At 67.9% G+C, this 19,594-nt stretch carries 16 protein-coding genes; all 16 read left to right on the top strand.

The genetic code is table 11. The annotated features are described in order from the left end of the window. Window positions 1–124: 124 nt before the first annotated feature. The 16 genes from HUA75_RS42555 (at window position 125) to HUA75_RS42480 (ending at window position 19,588) form a co-directional block, all read left to right on the top strand. Window positions 125–2,617, top strand: a complete 2,493-nt coding sequence (locus tag HUA75_RS42555; RefSeq protein ID WP_174489699.1) for an HD family phosphohydrolase — start codon at window positions 125–127, stop codon at window positions 2,615–2,617. Between the two features lie 22 nt (window positions 2,618–2,639). Next, on the top strand, window positions 2,640–3,497 hold the full coding sequence (ybeY, locus tag HUA75_RS42550) for an rRNA maturation RNase YbeY (RefSeq protein WP_141647334.1): 858 nt from the start codon (window positions 2,640–2,642) through the stop codon (window positions 3,495–3,497). Window positions 3,498–3,597: 100 nt separating this feature from the next. Next, window positions 3,598–4,929: a DUF4105 domain-containing protein gene (locus HUA75_RS42545; RefSeq protein ID WP_174489698.1), complete on the top strand. Its 1,332-nt coding sequence runs from the start codon at window positions 3,598–3,600 to the stop codon at window positions 4,927–4,929. 69 nt (window positions 4,930–4,998) lie between these two features. Further along, a protein-coding gene (gene prfB / locus HUA75_RS42540; RefSeq protein ID WP_246137653.1) for a peptide chain release factor 2 occupies window positions 4,999–6,121 on the top strand; the annotation gives its coding sequence in 2 pieces (ribosomal slippage) (window positions 4,999–5,067 and window positions 5,069–6,121; 1,122 coding nt in all). Between the two features lie 125 nt (window positions 6,122–6,246). Beyond that, entirely contained in the window at window positions 6,247–6,873 is a 627-nt protein-coding gene (locus HUA75_RS42535) for an RNA polymerase sigma factor (protein WP_141647331.1), read from the top strand. Next, on the top strand, window positions 6,870–7,253 hold the full coding sequence (locus HUA75_RS42530; RefSeq protein ID WP_141647330.1) for an anti-sigma factor: 384 nt from the start codon (window positions 6,870–6,872) through the stop codon (window positions 7,251–7,253). Before HUA75_RS42535 ends, HUA75_RS42530 begins: the two co-directional genes overlap by 4 nt. Window positions 7,254–7,326: 73 nt before the next feature. Continuing rightward, window positions 7,327–8,859 carry a lysine--tRNA ligase gene (lysS, locus tag HUA75_RS42525; RefSeq protein ID WP_174489697.1) on the top strand — a complete coding sequence of 511 codons (1,533 nt, stop codon included), beginning with the start codon at window positions 7,327–7,329 and terminating at the stop codon, window positions 8,857–8,859. 12 nt (window positions 8,860–8,871) lie between these two features. After that, on the top strand, window positions 8,872–11,265 hold the full coding sequence (locus HUA75_RS42520; RefSeq protein ID WP_174466583.1) for an ABC transporter permease: 2,394 nt from the start codon (window positions 8,872–8,874) through the stop codon (window positions 11,263–11,265). A gap of 2 nt (window positions 11,266–11,267) precedes the next feature. Next, window positions 11,268–11,942, top strand: a complete 675-nt coding sequence (locus HUA75_RS42515; protein WP_141647327.1) for an ABC transporter ATP-binding protein — start codon at window positions 11,268–11,270, stop codon at window positions 11,940–11,942. 298 nt (window positions 11,943–12,240) lie between these two features. Continuing rightward, window positions 12,241–14,487 carry an outer membrane protein assembly factor BamA gene (gene bamA, locus HUA75_RS42510; protein WP_141648310.1) on the top strand — a complete coding sequence of 749 codons (2,247 nt, stop codon included), beginning with the start codon at window positions 12,241–12,243 and terminating at the stop codon, window positions 14,485–14,487. Between the two features lie 103 nt (window positions 14,488–14,590). Further along, a complete protein-coding gene (locus HUA75_RS42505; protein WP_141648300.1) occupies window positions 14,591–15,151 on the top strand; it encodes an OmpH family outer membrane protein in 561 nt (186 codons plus the stop codon). Window positions 15,152–15,161: 10 nt separating this feature from the next. After that, on the top strand, window positions 15,162–16,226 hold the full coding sequence (gene lpxD / locus HUA75_RS42500; RefSeq protein ID WP_141648301.1) for a UDP-3-O-(3-hydroxymyristoyl)glucosamine N-acyltransferase: 1,065 nt from the start codon (window positions 15,162–15,164) through the stop codon (window positions 16,224–16,226). Then, entirely contained in the window at window positions 16,226–16,693 is a 468-nt protein-coding gene (fabZ, locus tag HUA75_RS42495; RefSeq protein ID WP_141648302.1) for a 3-hydroxyacyl-ACP dehydratase FabZ, read from the top strand. Before lpxD ends, fabZ begins: the two co-directional genes overlap by 1 nt. Before the next feature lie 29 nt (window positions 16,694–16,722). Beyond that, window positions 16,723–17,499, top strand: a complete 777-nt coding sequence (lpxA, locus tag HUA75_RS42490) for an acyl-ACP--UDP-N-acetylglucosamine O-acyltransferase (RefSeq protein WP_141648303.1) — start codon at window positions 16,723–16,725, stop codon at window positions 17,497–17,499. 26 nt (window positions 17,500–17,525) lie between these two features. Further along, window positions 17,526–18,350, top strand: a complete 825-nt coding sequence (locus HUA75_RS42485; protein ID WP_141648304.1) for an LpxI family protein — start codon at window positions 17,526–17,528, stop codon at window positions 18,348–18,350. 212 nt (window positions 18,351–18,562) lie between these two features. Further along, entirely contained in the window at window positions 18,563–19,588 is a 1,026-nt protein-coding gene (locus tag HUA75_RS42480; RefSeq protein WP_174489696.1) for an OmpA family protein, read from the top strand. The last annotated feature ends 6 nt before the right edge of the window (window positions 19,589–19,594 follow it).

Genomic DNA, 19,594 nt, shown 5'->3' with positions numbered 1-19,594 from the left:
TGGCCTACCTATGCCCACCCGCCCGTACCCTGGCGGGCGGGCATTCGTATTTCCGCCCCCGTGAATTTTCCGGGGCGCTGCGGCCTTGATGGAGCCACGGCCCCTATCTAGGGTGAGGACCTCCATGGACGAACCGGAACCGCAGTCCCCCGCGCCCAGTCCGTTGGACGCGCTCGCAGCACGCCTTGGGTTGGGAAAAGGCGTCTGGGGGCGGCGTGCGGTCCAGGTGTTCCTCCTGCTGGCCGTCTCGGTGGGGGCGGGCTTCGTCATCTCCCCGGGCCTCTACAGCCAGCAGATACCCGCGCTCGCGGAGGAGAATCTCGGCAAGCCCTTCCGGGCCAGCTCCCCCGCGGGCTTCAAGGCCGCGCGCGACTACGAAGTCGTCCACCGGGCCATGACGACCCAGCGACGCCAGGACGCCCGGGCCGCCGTCAAACCCGTCTATGACCTGAATCCCGCGGTGGTGGGACATCTGCGCACCGTGGTCCGAGCCTCCTTCGCGACAATGCGGGAGCGGCTCACGGAGCTGACGGACGCCCAGCCGGACGTCGAGCCGGAGGAAGGCAAGAAGCCGCGCCGCCACCCCGCGCCGACCCCGGAGCAGGTGGAGCGCGAGCGCCGAGGCCGTGAGTCGATGCAGGCGGAGCTCCAGGAGTTGCTCTTCGGCCAGCGTGACGCGGGGCTGGAGGCGGAGGACTTCCAGGCGCTCTATGGGAAGGGGTTCTCGGAAGAGGTGGAGGCCGCCACGCTGGTGCTCCTGGAGCGGGCCTACCGCTCCGAGCAGGGGCCGGTGCACGTGGCGGGCTCCCGGGAGGAGCTGGCGCGTGAGGCGCCCCAGGGGCTCACCGTCCGGGACGTGGTGAACAAGGGCGAGGACACGCTGCCCAACGGCGCGCCGCAGGTGGTGGACATTCGCGAGGCGCACCAGGAGCTGGACCGCTTCGCCTCCATCCCCGGCAACCTCCTGCCGGACGCGCCGGGTGTGCAGCGCCGCGCCGTGCTGCGGCTGGCCAAGCGGCTGGTGCGGCCCAACCTCACCATCAACATCGCGGAGACGGACGCGCGACGTCACCAGGCCGCGCAGGCGGTGAAGGACGCGGTCATCTCCATCAAGAAGGGCCAGCGCGTCATCGGTGATGGCGAGCTGGTGAACGAAGGGCACCTCGTCGTACTGCGCGGGATGCGCGCGGAGACGGACCGGTTGGACCTGGTGCAGGTGCAACTGGGGGGCACGGGGCTGGTGGCGCTGCTGGTGGTCGCCTCGTACTTCTTCTGCATCAGCGCGTTCCGACGCTTCCGGCCCACCCGCAAGGACGGGTTGCTGCTGGGAATCCTGCTCGTGGGGACGCTGGCCCTGTTGCAGCTGTGGGTGTCCATCGCGGACGCCATCCAGGACCGGTACACGGCGCTGCCCATCGAGGCGCTCTACTACGTGTTCCCGGTGGCGGCCGGCGCCATGCTGGTGCGCTTCATCCTCACGCAGGAGCTGGCGCTCTTCTTCGCCATGGTCTTCGCCTGTCTGGCGGGCGTGATGCTGGGCAACTCGCTGGCGTTCGGCATCTACACGCTGGTGGGCTCGCTGGTGGCCGCCGACCGCATCGTCAAGGCGAAGGACCGCGTGGGCATCTTCCGGGCGGGACTCGTCACGGGCGCGGCCAACACGGTGGCGGTGCTCTTCCTGTTCCTGGTGGAGGGCAAGGGGCTGTCGGCGGACACGGCCATCACCGCGGTGAGCTCGTTCATCGGCTCGTCACTCGCGGTGCCCGTCATGGTGATGGCGCTCACGCCGCTCATCGAGATGACGTTCGGCTACGCGTCCGACATCAAGCTGTTGGAGCTGGCGAACCTCAACCACCCGGCGCTCAAGGAACTCATCGTCCAGGCGCCCGGCACGTACCACCACTCCATCATCATCGGCACGCTGGTGGAGAACGCCGCGGAGACCATCAGCGCCAATCCGCTGCTGGCGCGCTCGTGCGCGTACTACCACGACATCGGCAAGGGTCGGAACCCGCTGTACTTCGGGGAGAACCAGAAGGGCGAGAACCGGCATGACGCGCTCGCGCCCGCGATGAGCGCCGTCATCATCAAGCGCCACGTGACGGAGGGGCTGGAGATGGCGCGGCAGTACCGGCTTCCCAAGCTGGTGGCGGATGCGATTCCGCAGCACCACGGCACGCGCACGGTGGGGTATTTCTACCACAAGGCCCTGAAGGAGCAGGAGGGCAAGGAAGGCGCGCCGCCCATCGACGAGAGCATCTACCGCTATCCGGGACCGAAGCCGCAGTTCCGCGAGGCGGCGCTGGTGATGATCGCCGACGCGGTGGAAGCGTCGACGCGCTCCATGACGGACCCGACCAGCACGAAGCTGCATGCGCAGGTGCAGAAGATCATCAACCTCATCTTTTCCGAGGGGCAGCTGGACGAGTGCGACCTGACGCTGAAGGACCTGAACCTCATCTCCCAGTCCTTCCTGCACACGCTGGAGGGCATCTACCACACGCGTCCCGTCTATCCGGCCGGTGCGGTGGGAGGCGGCAAGGCGCCGCCGCTGGTGGTGGCGGGTGGGAAGGCCGTGGAGGCGAAGGACAAGCCGCGCTCGGCGGGGGCGTTGTGAGTGGGACGCGGGGAGTGACGGCGTGAGACTTCGCAAGGGCAAGGTCATCCCGAGGGATGACGGCAAGCGCATCGAGGAGTTCGTGGGCGCGGCGACGACGGGGACGGATGCGGCGTCCGTGGCGCGGATGCTGGCCCCTCCGGGCTGGGCCGAGCCGGCTCAGCGACCCGAGTTCGACGAGGTGGTCATCGTCCTCAAGGGGGAGCTGACGCTCGTGGTGGAGGGTCGCCGCGAGCGCATCCCCGCGGGCGAGGTGGGCATGGTGCCACGCGGCAAGCGCGTGGTGTACCGCAACGACGGCAAGGGCGCGTGTGACTACTGGTCCGTCTGCGCGCCGGCCTTCCGTCCGGAGCGCGCGCACATGGAAGCGCCGGCGCCCCGGGAGAAGGAGAACGTGGTGACGGTGCAGGTCGCGCACGGGCAGGGCAAGGAGTTCGGCCGGCTCCTGACGACATGGGCCCGGGACTACCTGAAGCGCCTGTCGCTGGCCCACTGCGAGCTGTCGCTGTCGCTGGTGGATGACCGCGCCATCCGTCGGCTCAACCGCACCTGGCGGGACAAGGACAAGGCGACGGACGTGCTGAGCTTCCCCGCGGGCGAGCAGCCCCGGGGGACGCCGGGCCCGCGCCCGCTGGGCGACGTGGTCATCTCCCTGGACACTGCGAAGCGACAGGCGAAGGAGTATGGCCGCACGCTGGAGTCGGAGATGGCGCGCTACCTGGCGCACGGGCTCCTGCACCTCCTGGGACACGACCACGAGCGCCCGCGTGATGCGAAGCGGATGGCGGCGCTGGAGGAAGAGCTCCTGGGGGAGCGCGGCATGGTGGCGGACTCGCTCCAGGTGGACGCGAAGGCCCGCCGGGCCCGCAGCCTGATGTAGGGGCCTCGCACGCCCCCCTGGCGGACAATCCGGCATCCTGTCGATTGAGTCGGACGGCGTGCATGATAGGTAGGCCGCCTCCCGCGTGTTGGACAAAGCCATGCCTCGCTTGTCGCTCATCGCTCTCTGCCTGCTCTGCCTGTTGCTCGCGGCCCCCGCGCGCGCGGCTGCTTCGGACCTGGTGCCTCCCTGGGGAACGGGGGAGAGCCAGGGCGAGGACCTCGTCATCTCGCTGGCCACCTTCAGCCCGGGCGACGATGTGCCCTCGTGGTGGGGACATGGCTCGCTGGTGGTGGAGGACCGCCGGCTCGGCGTGGCGCGCCTCTACAACTACGGGATGTTCTCCTCCTTCGACGTCGCGATGCTCGCCCGCTTCGCGATGGGACGGCTGGAGTTCTGGGTGGGGCAGGCGCGCGTCGACAAGACCTATGGTTTCTACCGGGCCGAGGACCGCGACGTCCGCGTCCAGGAGCTGAACCTCCCTCCGGAGCAGCGACAGCAGATCGCCAGGCGACTGGCCGACAACGTCCTGCCGGAGAATCGCGACTATCTGTATCACCACTACAACGATAACTGTGTCACGCGCCTGCGGGACATGATTGACGGGGCCACGGGTGGACAGCTCCGCGAGGCGGACCGCGCCCCGGGGCGGATGACGCTGCGCGAGCACACGCGGCGCTACACGTCGGTGAATGCGCCGATGAGCGTGCTGCTCGACTTCATGATGAACGATGAGATCGACCGTCCCATCACCCGCTGGGAGGAGGCGTTCCTCCCGGACGAGCTGGAGACGCAGGTGGCGGCGCTCCAGCTGAAGGGCGCGGATGGTCAGTCCCGGCCGTTGGTGGCCAGGAGCTGGAACTACTACGCGTCGCCCGACCGCGCGCGGCCCCCCGCCGAGCCGCCCGCCTGGGGGCCCTGGATTCTCGCGCTGGGCCTGATGTTGGGCGGCGGAGCGCTGGGACTGGCTGCCTGGGAGCGCAAGCGGGGGAGCAGGCTGGCGCGGGTGCTGCTCGGTCTGGAGAACGCGCTGCTGGGACTGGTGCTGGGCATTCCAGGCACGGCGCTCTTCGTCATGTGGCTGGTGACGGACCATACGGTGGTCTACCGGAACGAGAACCTGTTCCTGGCCAACCCGCTGACGCTGCTGGCGGTGCCATTCGGTGTGTCGCTGATGCGGGGCAACCCGAAGGCGCGAGCCCGGCTCTTCACGGTATGGGGCGTGCTCACGGTGACGGCGGTGCTGGGAATCCTGCTCAAGCTCTTCCCGCCGTTCGACCAGGACAACGGGCGGCTCATCGCGCTCATCCTGCCCATCTCCGTGGGGATGGCGGGGGCCTTCAGCCTGGACCGGGTCCTCGCGCGCTTCACCGGGACCCACCGCGCGTCAGCGGACCGTGGCGACACCGTCGCTCCGCTCAAGACGCCCTGACGCTTTCGTTTTCAACCTACTTCCACGCGGTGGCCGCTGACGGCACCGCGCGCCCGCGGAGAACAAGACATGGCGAACGATTCGATGGAGAAGATCAACGGCCTTCGGGAGCGCGTGTTGGCGCTCCGGGGGCATCTTTGACCTGGACCGCAAGCGGTCCCGCATCGCGTTGATTGAGCGTGAGAGCACGCTGCCCACCTTCTGGGACGACAACACCAAGGCGCAGTCGATGTTGAAGGAGAAGTCCGCGCTGGAGGCGGGCGTGGCCTCCTACGACAGGGTGATGCGCGGGCTGGACGACGCACAGACGCTGCTGGAGCTGGCGGCGGAGATGAGCGACGAGGACACGGCCCGGGAGGCGGAGGGCTCGCTCGCGGGGCTGGACGGCGACGTCGCGAAGCTGGAGCTGGCGCGCATGCTGTCCGGCGAGCAGGACCGCAGCAGCTGCTTCATGGACATCAACGCCGGCGCCGGTGGCACCGACTCGATGGACTGGGCGGCCATGCTGTTGCGCATGTACACGCGCTACTGCGAGACGAAGGGCTGGAAGGTGGAGATCAGCGACGAGGTGCCGGGCGAGGAGGCGGGCTTCAAGAACGTCTCGCTGCGCATCGAAGGCGACTTCGCCTACGGCTACCTCAAGGCCGAGGTGGGCGTGCACCGGCTGGTGCGCATCTCCCCGTTCGACGCCAACGCGCGGCGGCAGACGGCCTTCGCGTCGGTGGACGTCTACCCGGAGGTGGATGACGCCATCCAGATCGACCTCCCCGAGAAGGACATCGAGCTGAAGTTCATCCGAGGCAGCGGCGCGGGTGGACAGAAGGTGAACAAGACGTCCTCCACCGCTCAGCTGCGCCACCTTCCCACGGGCATCATCGTCACCACCCAGACGGAGCGCTCGCAGTCGGCCAACAAGGAAATGGCCTTCAAGATTCTGCGAGGCCGCCTGTACGAGCTGGAGATGAAGAAGCGCGAGGCCGCGCGCGACGCCGCCGAGGCCGCGAAGAAGGACATCTCCTTCGGCTCGCAGATCCGCTCCTACGTGCTGGCCCCCTACCGCATGGTGAAGGACCTGCGCACCGGTGTGGAGACGGGCAACGTGGACGCGGTGCTGGACGGCGACCTGGAGGAGTTCATTACCGCGCAGTTGTTGGGGGTGAAGAACCCCAACCGCAACGCGGCGATGGATTAGCCCCCGACACCCGGGAACCTTTTTCCGCGCCTTGTTGTCGGAGGCGCGGTGGGGCAGGGGAACGGGATAGGCTTGAAGGGGCAGTGGCCCTTCCTCCTCGGAGGGGCTGACGCGGGAGGACACCGGTGTCGCCGGGCGGCGTGCTCGAAATCGGACAGGACGGGCCGGCCGCGGATGCGACCGCGTCACGACGCGAGGACGCGGTCCTGCTGGCCCGGCTGCGCCAGGGCGAACCCGAGGCCTTCGAGCAGCTGGTTCGCACGCATCAGGACCGGCTCTACGACTTCTGTGTCCGCATGGTGGGGGACCGCGAGGAAGCCCACGACCTGGTGCAGGAAATCTTCGTCAGCGTGCACCAGAACGTCCGCCGCTTCCGCGAGGACGCGAAGCTGTCCACCTGGCTGTTCCGCATCACCAAGAACCACTGCATCAACCGGCTGAAGTACCTGAAGCGTCGAGGCAGGGGCCGCTCGGAGGAGTACGACGAGACGAGCACCCTGTGGGTGGACGGGCCCGGAGCTCCGCCCGCACCGGATGCCGCGCTGGAGTCCGCGCGCGAGCGGGCCCGGGTGCAGTGGGCCATCTCCCAGCTCGAACCCGACGCACGCATGCTGGTGGCCCTGCGCGACATCGAAGGGCTGAGCTACGACGAAATCGTCGACATTACCGAGCTGCCCGAGGGCACGGTGAAGAGCCGGCTCCACCGGGCGCGCGAAAAGCTGGCGAACCTCCTGGGGCGGCTTGAGCCATGAGTGGATTCCATCGCAGACTCCCGGACGTGGACCCGCACCTGAACCACCGCGAGGCCAAGGCCCTCTTCTTCGCGCTCGCCGACGACGAGCTGCCCGCCCCCCAGGCGCAGGCGGTGCGTACGCACCTGGACGGCTGCGACGAGTGCCGCCAGGGGTGGGAGGGATATTCGCGCACCGTACGACGTCTCCAGGGCGTGGAGCGCGAGAAGGCCCCGCCCGCGCTGGCGTCGCTGGTGATGACTCGAGTGCGCCGCCAGCGTCGTTTCGGGCTGAAGGGCCTGCACATGGCGCACATGCAGCACCGCTTTCCAGTGGAGATTCTCATTCCCCTGCTGCTGGCCGCGGCGGTCGCTGCCTTCCTGTTGATGGCGGCCCCCTGAAGCTTCCCGATGTGTTGCGTTGCGTCCTGAGGGAGCCTTGGCTACGGTGCCGCGCCTCTTGGAAGGGCGCGCGATGGCTGACGACCAGAACAACGAACTGGGCTCGAAGGAGCAGGAAATCTACGACCAGCGGCTGGAGAAGGCCGCGAAATGGCGTGAGGCCGGCTTCAACCCTTACGGCAATGGCCACCGCCCCCAGCACCTCGCGGCCGAAATCCTCGCGAAACACGCTGATGACACCCCCGAAGCACTGGAGCAGACCCCTGTCTCCTACGACGTCGCGGGTCGGCTCGTGGCGATGCGCTCGTTTGGCAAGGCAGCCTTCATCAAGCTGAGAGATCGCTCCGGCGAAATCCAGGTCCACATGAAGAAGGATGCGCTCGCGGAAGGCTACGAGGTCTTCAAGCTGTGTGACTTGGGCGACTTCCTGGGCGTCACCGGCACGCTGTTCCGCTCGAAGACGGGCGAACTGACGCTGGCGGCGACGAAGTTCGCGCCGCTCACCAAGTCCCTGCGGCCCCTGCCGGAGAAGTGGCACGGCCTGACGGACGTGGAGATCCGCTACCGCCAGCGCTACCTGGACCTCGTGTCCAACCCGGACGTGAAGCAGACCTTCCTCCGGCGCAACAAGCTCGTCCGCTTCATCCGCTCCTTCCTCGACGGCCGTGACTTCATCGAGGTGGAGACGCCCATGATGCACCCGCTGGTGTCGGGTGCCGCGGCGCGGCCGTTCTCCACGCACCACAACGCGCTCGACATCGACCTGTACATGCGCATCGCTCCAGAGCTGTACCTGAAGCGACTGGTGGTGGGCGGCCTGGAGCGCGTCTACGAGGTGAACCGGAACTTCCGCAACGAGGGCGTCAGCACCCGGCACAACCCCGAGTTCACCATGCTCGAGTTCTATCAGGCGTACGCCACGTACGAGGACCTGATGGACCTGAGCGAGGAGATGATCTCCGAGGCGGCCAAGGCCGTCACCGGCGACACCAAGGTGAAGTACGGCGAGCATGTGCTGGACTTCGGCAAGGGCTGGAAGCGCATCTCCATGGTGGAGGCCATCCGCGAGGCCGTGGGCGGCGGGACGCTCTCCGACAAGGACATGGCGGACGCCGACAAGCTGCGCCACGAGCTGCTCAAGACGTCGCATGGCGAGTCCGAGCGGCGCGCGATTGATACGATGAACCACGGGGAGCTGGTGGGCGCCCTCTTCGAGGCCCACGTCGAGCACACCCTGATTCATCCCACCTTCATCACCCATTTCCCCACCGCCGTCTCCCCGCTGGCCCGCAGGAACGACCAGAATCCGGAAATCGCGGACCGGTTCGAGCTGTATGTGGCGGGGCGGGAAATCGCGAACGCCTTCTCCGAGCTGAACGACCCGCTGGACCAGAAGGGCCGCTTCCAGGCCCAGCTCGACGCCAAGCAGCGCGGACAGCAGGAGACGATGGACTACGACGAGGACTACATCCGGGCACTCGAGCACGGCATGCCTCCCACGGCGGGCGAAGGCATCGGGATTGATCGTCTCGCGATGCTGTTCACGGACTCTCAGAGCATCCGCGACGTCATCCTGTTCCCCCTCCTCAAGCCACTGGCGAAGTAGCCAGGAGGCCAAGTGCACTCGGCAGAACGGCAGACCGTCCACCGCTGGATTCTCCTCTGGGCCGGGGCCCTCGTGGCCCTGGTCGGATTCATCCTGCTCGGGTGGTCCATCTCCGCGTCCGGCGCCTGGGCGGAGGTGAGCTCCGCGCTGGGGTTGTCCCTCTTCGGCTGGGGCGGGGTGCTCCAGGCCATCAACGGGGCCTCCCTCCTGCCGGTGCACGCCGCGGTGAAGGACTCGCTGCCGCCCGCCGGGTCCTGGTCGCTCGTCTCCGGCACGCTCATCTGGTTGCTGGGCTGGGGACTGGTCGCGCTGGGGACCCAGCGCGCGCCGGCGACGACGGAGGGCCCGAGCCTCGCGGCCGGGGCTCCGCTGTACCCGCGTCTGGCGCGCTACCGGGACTTCTACTGGAGCACGCTGGGGGCCTACGGCGGCGGCATCCTGCTCGCGGAGCTCGTCCTCGTCCTCCTCCAGACGGTGCTGTCCAGTGGAGTTCCTTCCTCGGACCTGAGCGCGGCGAAGGACTCGGGCGGAGGGCTGTCGCTGCCTCCCACCGGCGCGTTCGCCATCTCCCTGGTGATTGCCGCCGCGGTGGCCTTCATCTCCGGCTTCGTGGGCGCGTCTCGCGCGCAGCGGCTGTCGCTGCCGGAAGCCACCATCGGCGTCCTCTACCTGGGGCTGCCCGTCCCCCTCCTGCTCACCTTGATGGAGCGGATTCCGTGGCTCCAGCTCCAGCTGGGCTACCGGCTGCGCGAGGTGACGTACGTGGCGAGCCTGCTCGGCCGCCCCGAGCTGGCGTACTGGCTGACCTTCACCGGCCTGGTGCTGGCGTTGGTGCTGGGCATCAACACGGGCTTCGTCGCCGCCGGCAGCGGGCGCGTGGACCTGAAGCTGGGCTTCGAGCTGTTCGTCGCCCGCCGCCACGTGGCCGTCTTCCGCCCGTCGCTGCTGCTGGGGACGCTGGCGGTGCTGATGTTCGGCATCATCCCGCCCTTGCTCGTGTACTTCATCATCCGCGCCGCCGAGGCCGCGGTGGAGCGCACCCGCATCCGCGCGCTGGGCCTATCGGACCCGCTGGCCGCGTCTGAGGCGCTGCACTCGCTGAAGCTGCGCGAGCAGTCGCCCACCATGATGATGACCGCGCTGTCGGTGGGCGGCGTGGGCGTGGGCGTCATGGCCCTCATCATCGTCCTGTCGGTGATGAGCGGCTTCGAGGCGGACCTCCAGAAGAAGATTCTGGGCACCAACGCTCACGCGGTGGTGACGCGGTATGCGGGCGACCTTCCTGAGTACTCCAAGGTGATGGAGTCCATCCGCAAGGTGCCCGGCATCGCTGGGCAGACGCCGTTCATCATCAACCAGGTGATGATCGCCTCCGAGGGCAACGTCGACGGCGTCATCATCAAGGGCATCGACCCGGCCACCGTGGGCGAGGTCACGGACCTGCCCCGCAACATCCTCGGCAACGGCTCGCTCGACATCCTCTACACGCCGGAGAAGATCCTCTCGCGCGGACTGGACGAGGAAGAGTCGGAGACGCCCGAGGGGAGTGGGGCAGGGGAGGAGGGCGGAGACGACATCATCCGCCGTTCCGGCAAGCCGACGAAGCCGCCCGTGCTGCCCGGCATCGTCATCGGCCGCGAGCTGGCCGCGTCCCTGCGCGTGGTGGTGGGCGACCGGGTGAACGTGGTGTCGCCCCTGGGCACGGAGCTGGGACCCACGGGGCCCATCCCCAAGAACCGGGCCTTCCGCGTGGCGGCCGTCTTCTACTCGGGGATGTACGAGTACGACTCCAAGTTCGTCTACATCCTGCTCAAGGAAGCGCAGGACTTCTTCAACATCCAGGGCGCGTCCGGCATCGAGCTGAAGGTGCTCGACATCGACGATGCCCGGCGCATCTCCGGCCAGGTGGTGAAGCTGCTCGGTGGGTATCCCTACCGCGCCCGCGACTGGGGCGAGATGAACAAGAACCTCTTCTCCGCGCTGCGCCTGGAGAAGCTGGTGATGGGCATCATCCTCTCCATCATCATCATCGTCGCCGCGGGCCTCATCGTCGCCACGGTCATCATGCTGGTGCTGGAGAAGCGCAAGGAGATCTCCGTCCTCAAGGCGCTCGGTGTCCCCGATGGAGGCATCGTGAAGATCTTCCTCGCGGAAGGGCTCCAGATTGGCGTCGCCGGAGGCCTGCTGGGCCTGTTCTCCGGCCTTGCCTGGTGCCTCTTCATCGAGAAGGTCGGCATCAAGCTGGACCCGGAGGTCTATTACATTCCCGCGCTGCCGGTGCGCATCGAACCTTTGCAGACCGCGCTGGCTGTCGTCATCGCGGTGCTCGTCACCTACCTGGCGTCCATCTACCCGGCCCTCAAGGCGAGCAGCGTGGAACCGGTGGAAGGGCTCAAGGCGGAGTAGCCATGACGCTGTTGTCCATCCGCAACGTCTTCAAGAGCTACTTCCTGCACGGCAAGCGCATTGACGTGCTGCGTGCGGTGTCGCTCGATATCGGCAAGGGGGAGCTCGTCTCCCTGGTGGGAGCCTCCGGCGCGGGGAAGAGCACCTTCCTGCACGTGCTGGGCACCCTGGACGCCCCCGCCGCCGGCGAGGTCTTCTTCGATGGCCGCTCCGTGTTCGACATGAACGACGCGGAGATCGCCGAGTTCCGCAACCGCACCATGGGCTTCGTCTTCCAGAGCCACTACCTGCTGCCGGAGTTCACCGCCCTGGAGAACGTGGCCATGCCGGCCCTCATCCAGCGCCGGGAGCGCTCCGGGGCCTACGGTTATGCCCGGGAGCTCCTGGAGCGGGTGGGATTGGGTCAGCGGGTGGACCACAGGCCAGGGGAACTGTCCGGTGGTGAAGCCCAGCGGGTGGCCCTGGCCCGCGCCCTGGTTCTCAAACCCGCGGTCCTGCTCGCCGACGAGCCAACCGGAAACCTGGACCCGGCGACGGGCGAGGGCATCCACCAGCTCCTGAGAGACGTCAATCGGGAGTTGGGCATCACCGCCGTGGTCGTCACCCACAATGAGACGCTCGCCCGTTCCATGCCCCGCCGCCTGCGGCTGGCTGGCGGGCAGGTGTCGGAGGCTTGATGGCTCCGCGCTTTTGGATTGAGGGCGTCGCGCCCCTTCCCGTACATTGCCCCGCCTTTCTCTGGCCGGTCTCCCCTTGAGGCACCCCGTTCTGTCCCGCAAGTCACTGCTCCCGCTGCTAGCGGTCGTCCTGTGGTCGCTCGTGCCTGGCTCCGTCCAGGCGCAGGTGAACGGGGGTGCGCCTTCCGCGGCCCCGGTTCCGAGCACCCCTGCCCCCGCCTCTGAACGTCCTCAGGACGCCCCTGTCGACGCCGCCCCCGCTGACGCCGCCCCCGCGTCCGAGGATGACCTCAACCGGGTGGTGGAGGTTCGCGTCGAAGGAAACAAGCGCGTGGAGGCCGAGGCCATCCGCCGCGCGTTGCGCACCAAGGTCGGCCAGTCCCTGGCGTCCGCCCGCAGCGCCGAGGACCTCCGGGCCGTGTGGGCCCTGGGGTACTTCCAGAACGTGGAGCTGCTCGTGCAGCGGCTTCCGCGCGGCGTCGCCTACGTCGTCCGCGTCGAGGAGCGGCCCATCGTCCGCCTGGTGACGCTCAAGGGCAACGAGGAGCTCAGCCGGGACGACCTGAAGGAGGAAATCGAGGTCAAGCCCAACACCATCCTGGAGCTGGAGACCGTGCGCAGCACGGTGAAGAAGATCCAGGCCAAGTACGTGGAGAAGGGCTTCTTCCTCGCGGAGGTGACGTACCAGATCAAGCCCAACGAGGGCGGCGCTAACAACAGCGTGGACGTCATCATCATCATCAACGAGCACGCCAAGGTGATGGTGAAGCAGATCACCTTGATTGGCGCGGAGAAGGTCCCCGCGTCGGTGCTCAAGGAGACGATGATCACCCGCGAGGGAGGCTTCTTGTCCTTCTTCACGGGCGAGGGCACCTACCGCGAAGAGGCCTTCCAGCGCGACCTGGCCGTCATCCAGATCGCCTACTACGACCGCGGTTTCATCAACGTCAAGATCGACAAGCCCACCGTCCAGCTGTCCGCGGACAAGCGCTACATCTACATCACCCTGCGCATCGTCGAGGGTGAGCCCTACGACATCGGGAAGATCGACTTCTCTGGCGACCTGCTCTCCGACGTGTCGAAGGAGAAGATGGCCGAGCTGATGAAGTCGACGCCGGGCCAGCGCTTCAACCGCTCGCAGCTGTCGCAGGACATCGTCGGCCTGTCGGATGTCTACTTCGACCGGGGCTACGCGTACGCGAACATCAACCCCGTCACCAGCGTCAACGCGGACAACCGCACGGTGGACCTGACCTTCGACGTGCAGAAGGGCCCCCAGGTCACCATCGAGCGCATCGACGTCGTCGGCAACAGCAAGACGCGCGACAAGGTCATCCGCCGCGAGCTGCGCGTGTACGAAGGCGAGCTCTACAGCGGCACCGGTGTGCGCCGCAGCAAGGAGCGCGTCACCGCGCTGGGCTTCTTCGAGACGGTGGAAATCACCCAGAGCGCGGGCAGCACGGACGACACCATCGTCCTGCACGTGGAGGTGAAGGAGAAGGCGACCGGTACCTTCCAGGTCGGCCTCGGCTTCTCCAACGTGGAGAACTTCATCTTCACGGCGCAGATCTCCCAGAACAACTTCCTGGGCTGGGGCCAGAGCGTCTCCGCGTCCGCGCAGATCTCCGGCCTGCGCTCCCTGGTGCAGCTGTCGTTCTATGACCCGTACTTCCTGGACACCAACTACCTGCTGTCCGCGGAGTTCTTCCGAGTCCAGGCCGACTACGACGGCTTCATCCGCAACTCCACCGGTGGCACCATCTCCATCGGCTACCAGTTCATCGACGACCTGCTCGGCACGGTCGGCTACACCCGTGAGTGGGTGAACGTGGAGGCGGGCTCGAACCTGGGCGCCGTGCTCCTGGCCAACCAGTTCCTCTCCGGCACCACCAGCGCGGCCCGGCTCTCGCTGTCGTTCGACCGCCGAGACAACCGCCTGTTCCCCTCGCGCGGCTTCATCCACTACGGCTCGGTGGAGCTGGCGCCGGACTTCATGGGCGGCACGTTCCTCTTCAACCGGTACACGGCCTACTCTCGCCTGTACTTCCCGATGCCGCTGGGCTTCGTGTTCAAGACGAACGCCACCATCGGCTACATCCAGCAGCTGGATTCGAACAGTCCGCTGCCCATCTCCGAGCTGTACTACGTGGGTGGCATCAACAGCGTCCGCGGCTACTACCTGCGCAGCATCAGCCCCTCGGTGAAGGTGCCCCGCTCCAGCAACCCGGACGCCACCGTCACGGACTTCCTCGTCGGCGGCAACAAGCAGCTCGTCTTCAACTTCGAACTCGAGTTCCCCATCTTCGAGAAGGCCGGCCTGCGCGGCGTGCTCTTCTATGACGCGGGCAATGCTTTCGCCTCGAACGAACGGTTCTTCCAGGACCGACAGGACAAGCTGCCGCTCGGCCTCTTCCACTCCGCGGGCTTTGGCTTCCGCTGGTTCAGCCCGATTGGTCCCCTGCGCTTCGAGTGGGGCATCCCGCTGACCAGGCGGCCGGAAGACGACCGGATTCTGTTCGAGTTCACTATCGGCAACTTCTTCTGATAAGCCATCGTCCGTCGTCCCGGCCCCGCCCTGGCGGGAAGGGTTGAACAAGCCCGGGCGTCTGACGTCGGACCCTGTACCCTTCCCTGAGGAGCTGTTGAACATGTCGCTTCGCACCACTGTCGCGGCCATGGCCGCCGTCCTGTCGCTTGCCCTGCCGGTGGCCGCCTCGGCCGCCGACCTGAAGGTCGCCTACGTGGACCTCCAGCGCGTCCTTCTCGAGGTCGATGACGGCAAGGCCGCCAAGGCCCGCCTCCAGAAGTGGCTGGAGGAGAAGCAGAAGGAAATCGACAAGGAGCAGACCGCTCTGCGCACGGAGAAGGAGACGCTGGACAAGCAGTCCAGCGCGATGACTCCCGACGTCCGCGCCCAGAAGGAAGCGGACCTGCAGCGCAAGGTGATGGTGCTCGCCCAGAAGTGGGAGAAGAGCCGCGGCGAGGCCGCCACCAAGGAGCGCCAGGAGATGGAGCCCATCATCAACAAGATCGACCAGGTGGTGGCGTCCATCGCCCAGCGGGACGACCTGGGCATGGTGTTGGACAAGCGGGACTCGGGCATCGTCTTCGCCAAGGCCCAGTACGACATCTCCAACGAAGTGATTCGCGCCTACAACGGCTCGAAGACGACGAAGACGACGGCGGCGAAGGACGCCCCGACGAAGTAATCGGCTCCACGTGAAGACCTCTCCCGCACCCCGACGGCTCGGGGAGCTCGCCGCCCATGTCGGGGGAGAGCTTCTCGGTGACCCTGAGCAGCTCATCCACGGACTCAACGGGCTTGAAGAAGCCGGCCCGGGAGACGTGTCCTTCTACGGAAACACGCGCTACCGCCGCCAGTTCGAGGCCTCCAAGGCTTCGGCCGTGCTGGTCGGCGGTGACGCCCCGCCCCGCGAGGGTCTTTCGCTGGTGCGTGTGTCCAACCCGCACCTCGCCTACGCGAAGCTGCTGCGGTTGTTCCATCCGGCCACCCGCCCAGCGCCCGGCATCCGTCCTGGCGCGTGGGTCCATCCGGAGGCCACCGTCCATCCGGAGGCCACGGTGTTGGCGGGCGCGTGCGTGGAAGCGGGCGCCCGGGTGGGCGCGCGCAGCGTGCTGTATCCCGGTGCCTATCTGGGGGAGCACGCCACGGTGGGAGAGGACAGCGTCCTGCATCCCAACGTCACGGTGCGCGAGCGCTGTGTCATCGGCTCCCGCGTCATCCTCCATGCGGCGAGCGTGGTGGGCGCGGACGGCTTTGGCTTCGCCTTCAATCCCGAGGGCGAAGAGGGGCCCGAGCACTTCAAGATTCCCCAGGTCGGCAACGTCCGCATCGAGGACGACGTCGAAGTGGGCGCCTGCACCTGCATCGACCGCGCGACGGTGGGCGAGACGGTGGTGGGGCGAGGCAGCAAGCTCGACAACCTGGTGCAGATCGCCCACAACGTGCGCGTGGGGCCCATGTCGCTCATCTGCGCGCAGGCGGGCGTGTCTGGCTCAGCGGAGATTGGCACCGGCGTGGTGCTGGCCGGGCAGGTGGGCGTGGTGGGCCATATCCGCGTGGGTGACCTGGCCAAGGTCGGCGCCCAGTCCGGTGTGGCCCATGACGTCCCGGATGGTCAGGTGGTGAGTGGCAGTCCGGCGATTGCCCACCGCGAGTGGCTGCGTGCCAGCGCGGCGTCGGGGCAGGTCGCGGACTTGCTCAAGGAAATGCGGGCCCTGCGCCGCAGGGTGGAGCAGCTCGAGAAGGCGAAGGGGGAGTGATGGACATCGGAGAAATCCAGAACCTGCTGCCGCATCGGTATCCGTTCCTCCTGATTGACCGGGTGGTGGAGATTGTTCCGGGCCAGAAGATCACGGCCTACAAGAACGTCACCATCAACGAGCCCTTCTTCAACGGTCACTTCCCGGGGCACCCGGTGATGCCGGGCGTGCTCATCCTGGAGGCGCTCGCCCAGGCTTCGGCCATCCTTGCGTATAAGAGCGAGAACATGGACCCGACCCAGAAGGTGACCTACCTGATGGGCGTGGACGGGGCGCGCTTCCGCAAGCCGGTGGTGCCGGGAGACAGGCTGCAGCTCCTCATCGAGGTGCTGCGGCACAAGGGCGCCGTGTGGAAGACGAAGGGCACGGCGACCGTGGATGGAGTGAAGGTCGCCGAAGGCGAGTTCCTGGCCACCGTGGTGGACAAGAACAAGGACGCTGGAGCGGCAGAGGGCGCGGCGTCCTGACCGCGAGCTGGCGAGGCAGAGGAAACGACATGGCTCAGGTTCATCCCTCCGCGGTGGTTCATCCCGATGCGCGTCTGCACGACACGGTCGAGGTGGGACCCTTCTCGGTCATTGGTCCCCAGGTGACGATTGGCGAGGGCTCCCGCGTGGGGCCCCACGTCGTCATCGAGGGGCGCACCACGCTCGGCGCGCGCAACCGCATCTTCCAGTTCTCCTCGGTGGGAGCGGACCCGCAGGACTTGAAGTACGCGGGTGAGGACACCGAGCTCACGCTCGGCGACGACAACACGATTCGCGAGTTCGTCACCCTGCACAAGGGCACGGCGGGCGGCGGCGGCGCGACGCGGGTCGGCAACGGCAACCTCTTCATGGCCAACAGCCATGTCGCCCACGACTGCATCGTCGGAGATGGCTGTCGCATCGGCAACGGGTCCGCGCTCGCGGGCCACGTGACGATGGAGGACCACGTCATCATCAGCGGCCTGGCGGCGGTGCACCAGTTCACCCGCCTGGGCAGGTTCGCCTTCATCTCCGGCGGCGCCATGGTGACCATGGACATTCCCCCGTACGCCACGGCGCAGGGGGACCGGGCGGAGCTGGTGGGCCTGAACACCGTGGGCCTGGAGCGCGGCGGCTTCTCCAAGGAGCAGATCGAGCGCATCAAGGAAGCCCACCGCATCCTGTTCCGCTCCAAGCTGGGGCTCCAGGAGGCTCTGGCGCGGCTGCGCACGGAGCTGGCGGGCCACCCCGAGGTCGACCACCTCGTGGACTTCATCGCGCAGAGCAAGCGCGGGCTGACGCGCTGAGCGGCCCGACGCGGTAAGCTGTGGACATGGCGCTTGTACCCCAGGACAGTAGAATCGGCCTCATCGCGGGCAACGGGCAGCTTCCGCTCCTCTTCGCGCGCGCGGCGAAGGCGCGGGGGCTGGAAGTGGTGGCCGTGGCGCACCGGGGAGAGACGGACCCGGCGCTGGCCTCGGAGGTCGCCTCGCTCACCTGGGTGCGCGTGGGGCAGGTGAACCGCATCCAGAAGGCCTTCCAGGCCATGGCGGTGAAGCAGGCGGCCATGGCGGGCGGCATCGGCCGGGTGAAGGCGCTGAAGGATGCGCGTCCGGACCTGGGCGCCATGCGCATCATCTCCCGCCTGCGCAGCTTCCGGGATGACTCGCTCCTGCGCGCGGTGGCGGCGGACTTCGAGTCACGTGGCATCACCATCATCGCCCCCACGGACTTCCTGGGAGAAGTGCTGTGCCCCGAAGGTCACCTCGCGGGGCCGCCGCTGCGCTCGGCGCAGGCTCAGGACGTCGCGCTCGGACGCGAGGTCGCCGTGCTGCTGGGACAGGCGGACGTGGGCCAGACGGTGGTGGTGCATCAGGGCCACGTCCTGGCGCTGGAGGCCGTGGAAGGCACCGACGAGGCCATCCGTCGCGGCGGCCGGCTTCTCGGGGCGGGCGGCGCGGTGGTGGTGAAGCGCTGCAAGCCGCAGCAGGACCTGCGCTTCGACCTGCCCGCAGCGGGCCCCCGCACGCTGGAAGTGATGAAGGAAGTGGGCGCGAAGGTGCTGGCGCTGGAGGCGGGGCGCACCGTGCTGCTGGACGCGCCGGAGCTCTTCGCGGGCGCGCGCGCCGCGGGCATCACCCTCGTCGGCGTGCCCTGAGCCGGGCACAGAAGAGCGGGTAGGAAGCTGGAGCATGCCTCCCCGGCTGCCGGGGCCTGTGGCGCGCGCGGGTGAATTCCGTCGCGCTGTTCGCGTCTGGCTCGCGAAGCATTTGCTCGCAGGGAGCATCCGCCTACCCTGTCGCGGAGGAATCCACCCATCCGGGCCGCTGTTGCAGCGCGGCCCGTGACGCCGGAGGTCGACGCCGCGCCATGAATGCCCGCCTGCTGCTAGTGCTCAGTCTTGTCGCCGCAACCCCGTTGCCCGCGTTCGCGGACGCCATCCGGGTGTCCCTGGAGGGTCGGGCCGCGGTGGGCGAGAAGCTCCCGGCATTGCTCGTGCACATCGAAGAGCCCATCGCGGGCTTCGAGGTGAAGCTGAAGCGCGGCGACGGGAAGGTGGTCGAGGTGAAGGGCGGGGGGAAGCCGGGTGTCACCCGGCGCATCGAGCTGGAGCAACCCGAGGGCCGCTTTCATTACGAAGGCGAGCTGGTGGTGCGCTTCCCCAACGGCGAGTCGGGCACCATGCCGCTGTCCCTCGACACGGAGCTCAACGGGCCGCTGCGGTTGGACGTGCGCCCGGAGGACGTGGACGTCGCGGGGCGCAAGCTTCGCTTCCAGCTCTCGCGTCCCGCGGGCCACGTGGAGCTGACGGTGCTGATGGACACCGGAAAGAAGGCCTTCGAGGGCGAGGTGCCCTTCAAGGGCGAGGTGGCGGGCACGCCGCTTTCACTGAGCTGGCCGCCCGCCGAGGGCCGGGTGATGAAGATTTCCCTCCGAGCCTTCGACACATCGGACTTCTACACGGGCGTGGACCTCTTTCCCTGGCGCGTGGACATTCCACACGAAGAGGTGAGCTTCGCCTCGGGCCGCGCGGACATTCCCGCCGCGGAGCGCGGCAAGCTGGACAGGAGCCATGCGTTGATCGCGGAGGCGCTGGCGAAATACGGCCGCTTCGCGGCGGTTCGTCTGTACGTCCTGGGGCACACGGACACGGTGGGCGCCACGGCGGACAACCGGGAGCTGTCGCTCAAGCGGGCGCGAAGCATCGCCGCGGCCTTCCGTCAGCGCGGGCTGAAGGTTCCGATTTTCTACGAGGGATTCGGGGAGGAGTCGCCAGCGGTGCGGACTCCGGACGAGACGGCGGAGGCGGCCAACCGCCGGGCCGAATACATCATCGCGGTGGAGGACCCGACGCTGGACGGGGCGCCCTTCTCGCCGCGGTGGAGGAAGCTGTAGCGGACG

This window comes from Myxococcus sp. CA040A (genome assembly GCF_013336725.1).
Lineage (GTDB): Bacteria > Myxococcota > Myxococcia > Myxococcales > Myxococcaceae > Myxococcus > Myxococcus llanfairpwllgwyngyllgogerychwyrndrobwllllantysiliogogogochensis.
Note: the sequence above shows the minus strand (reverse complement) of the source record. Positions and strands in the feature narration are given on the sequence as shown.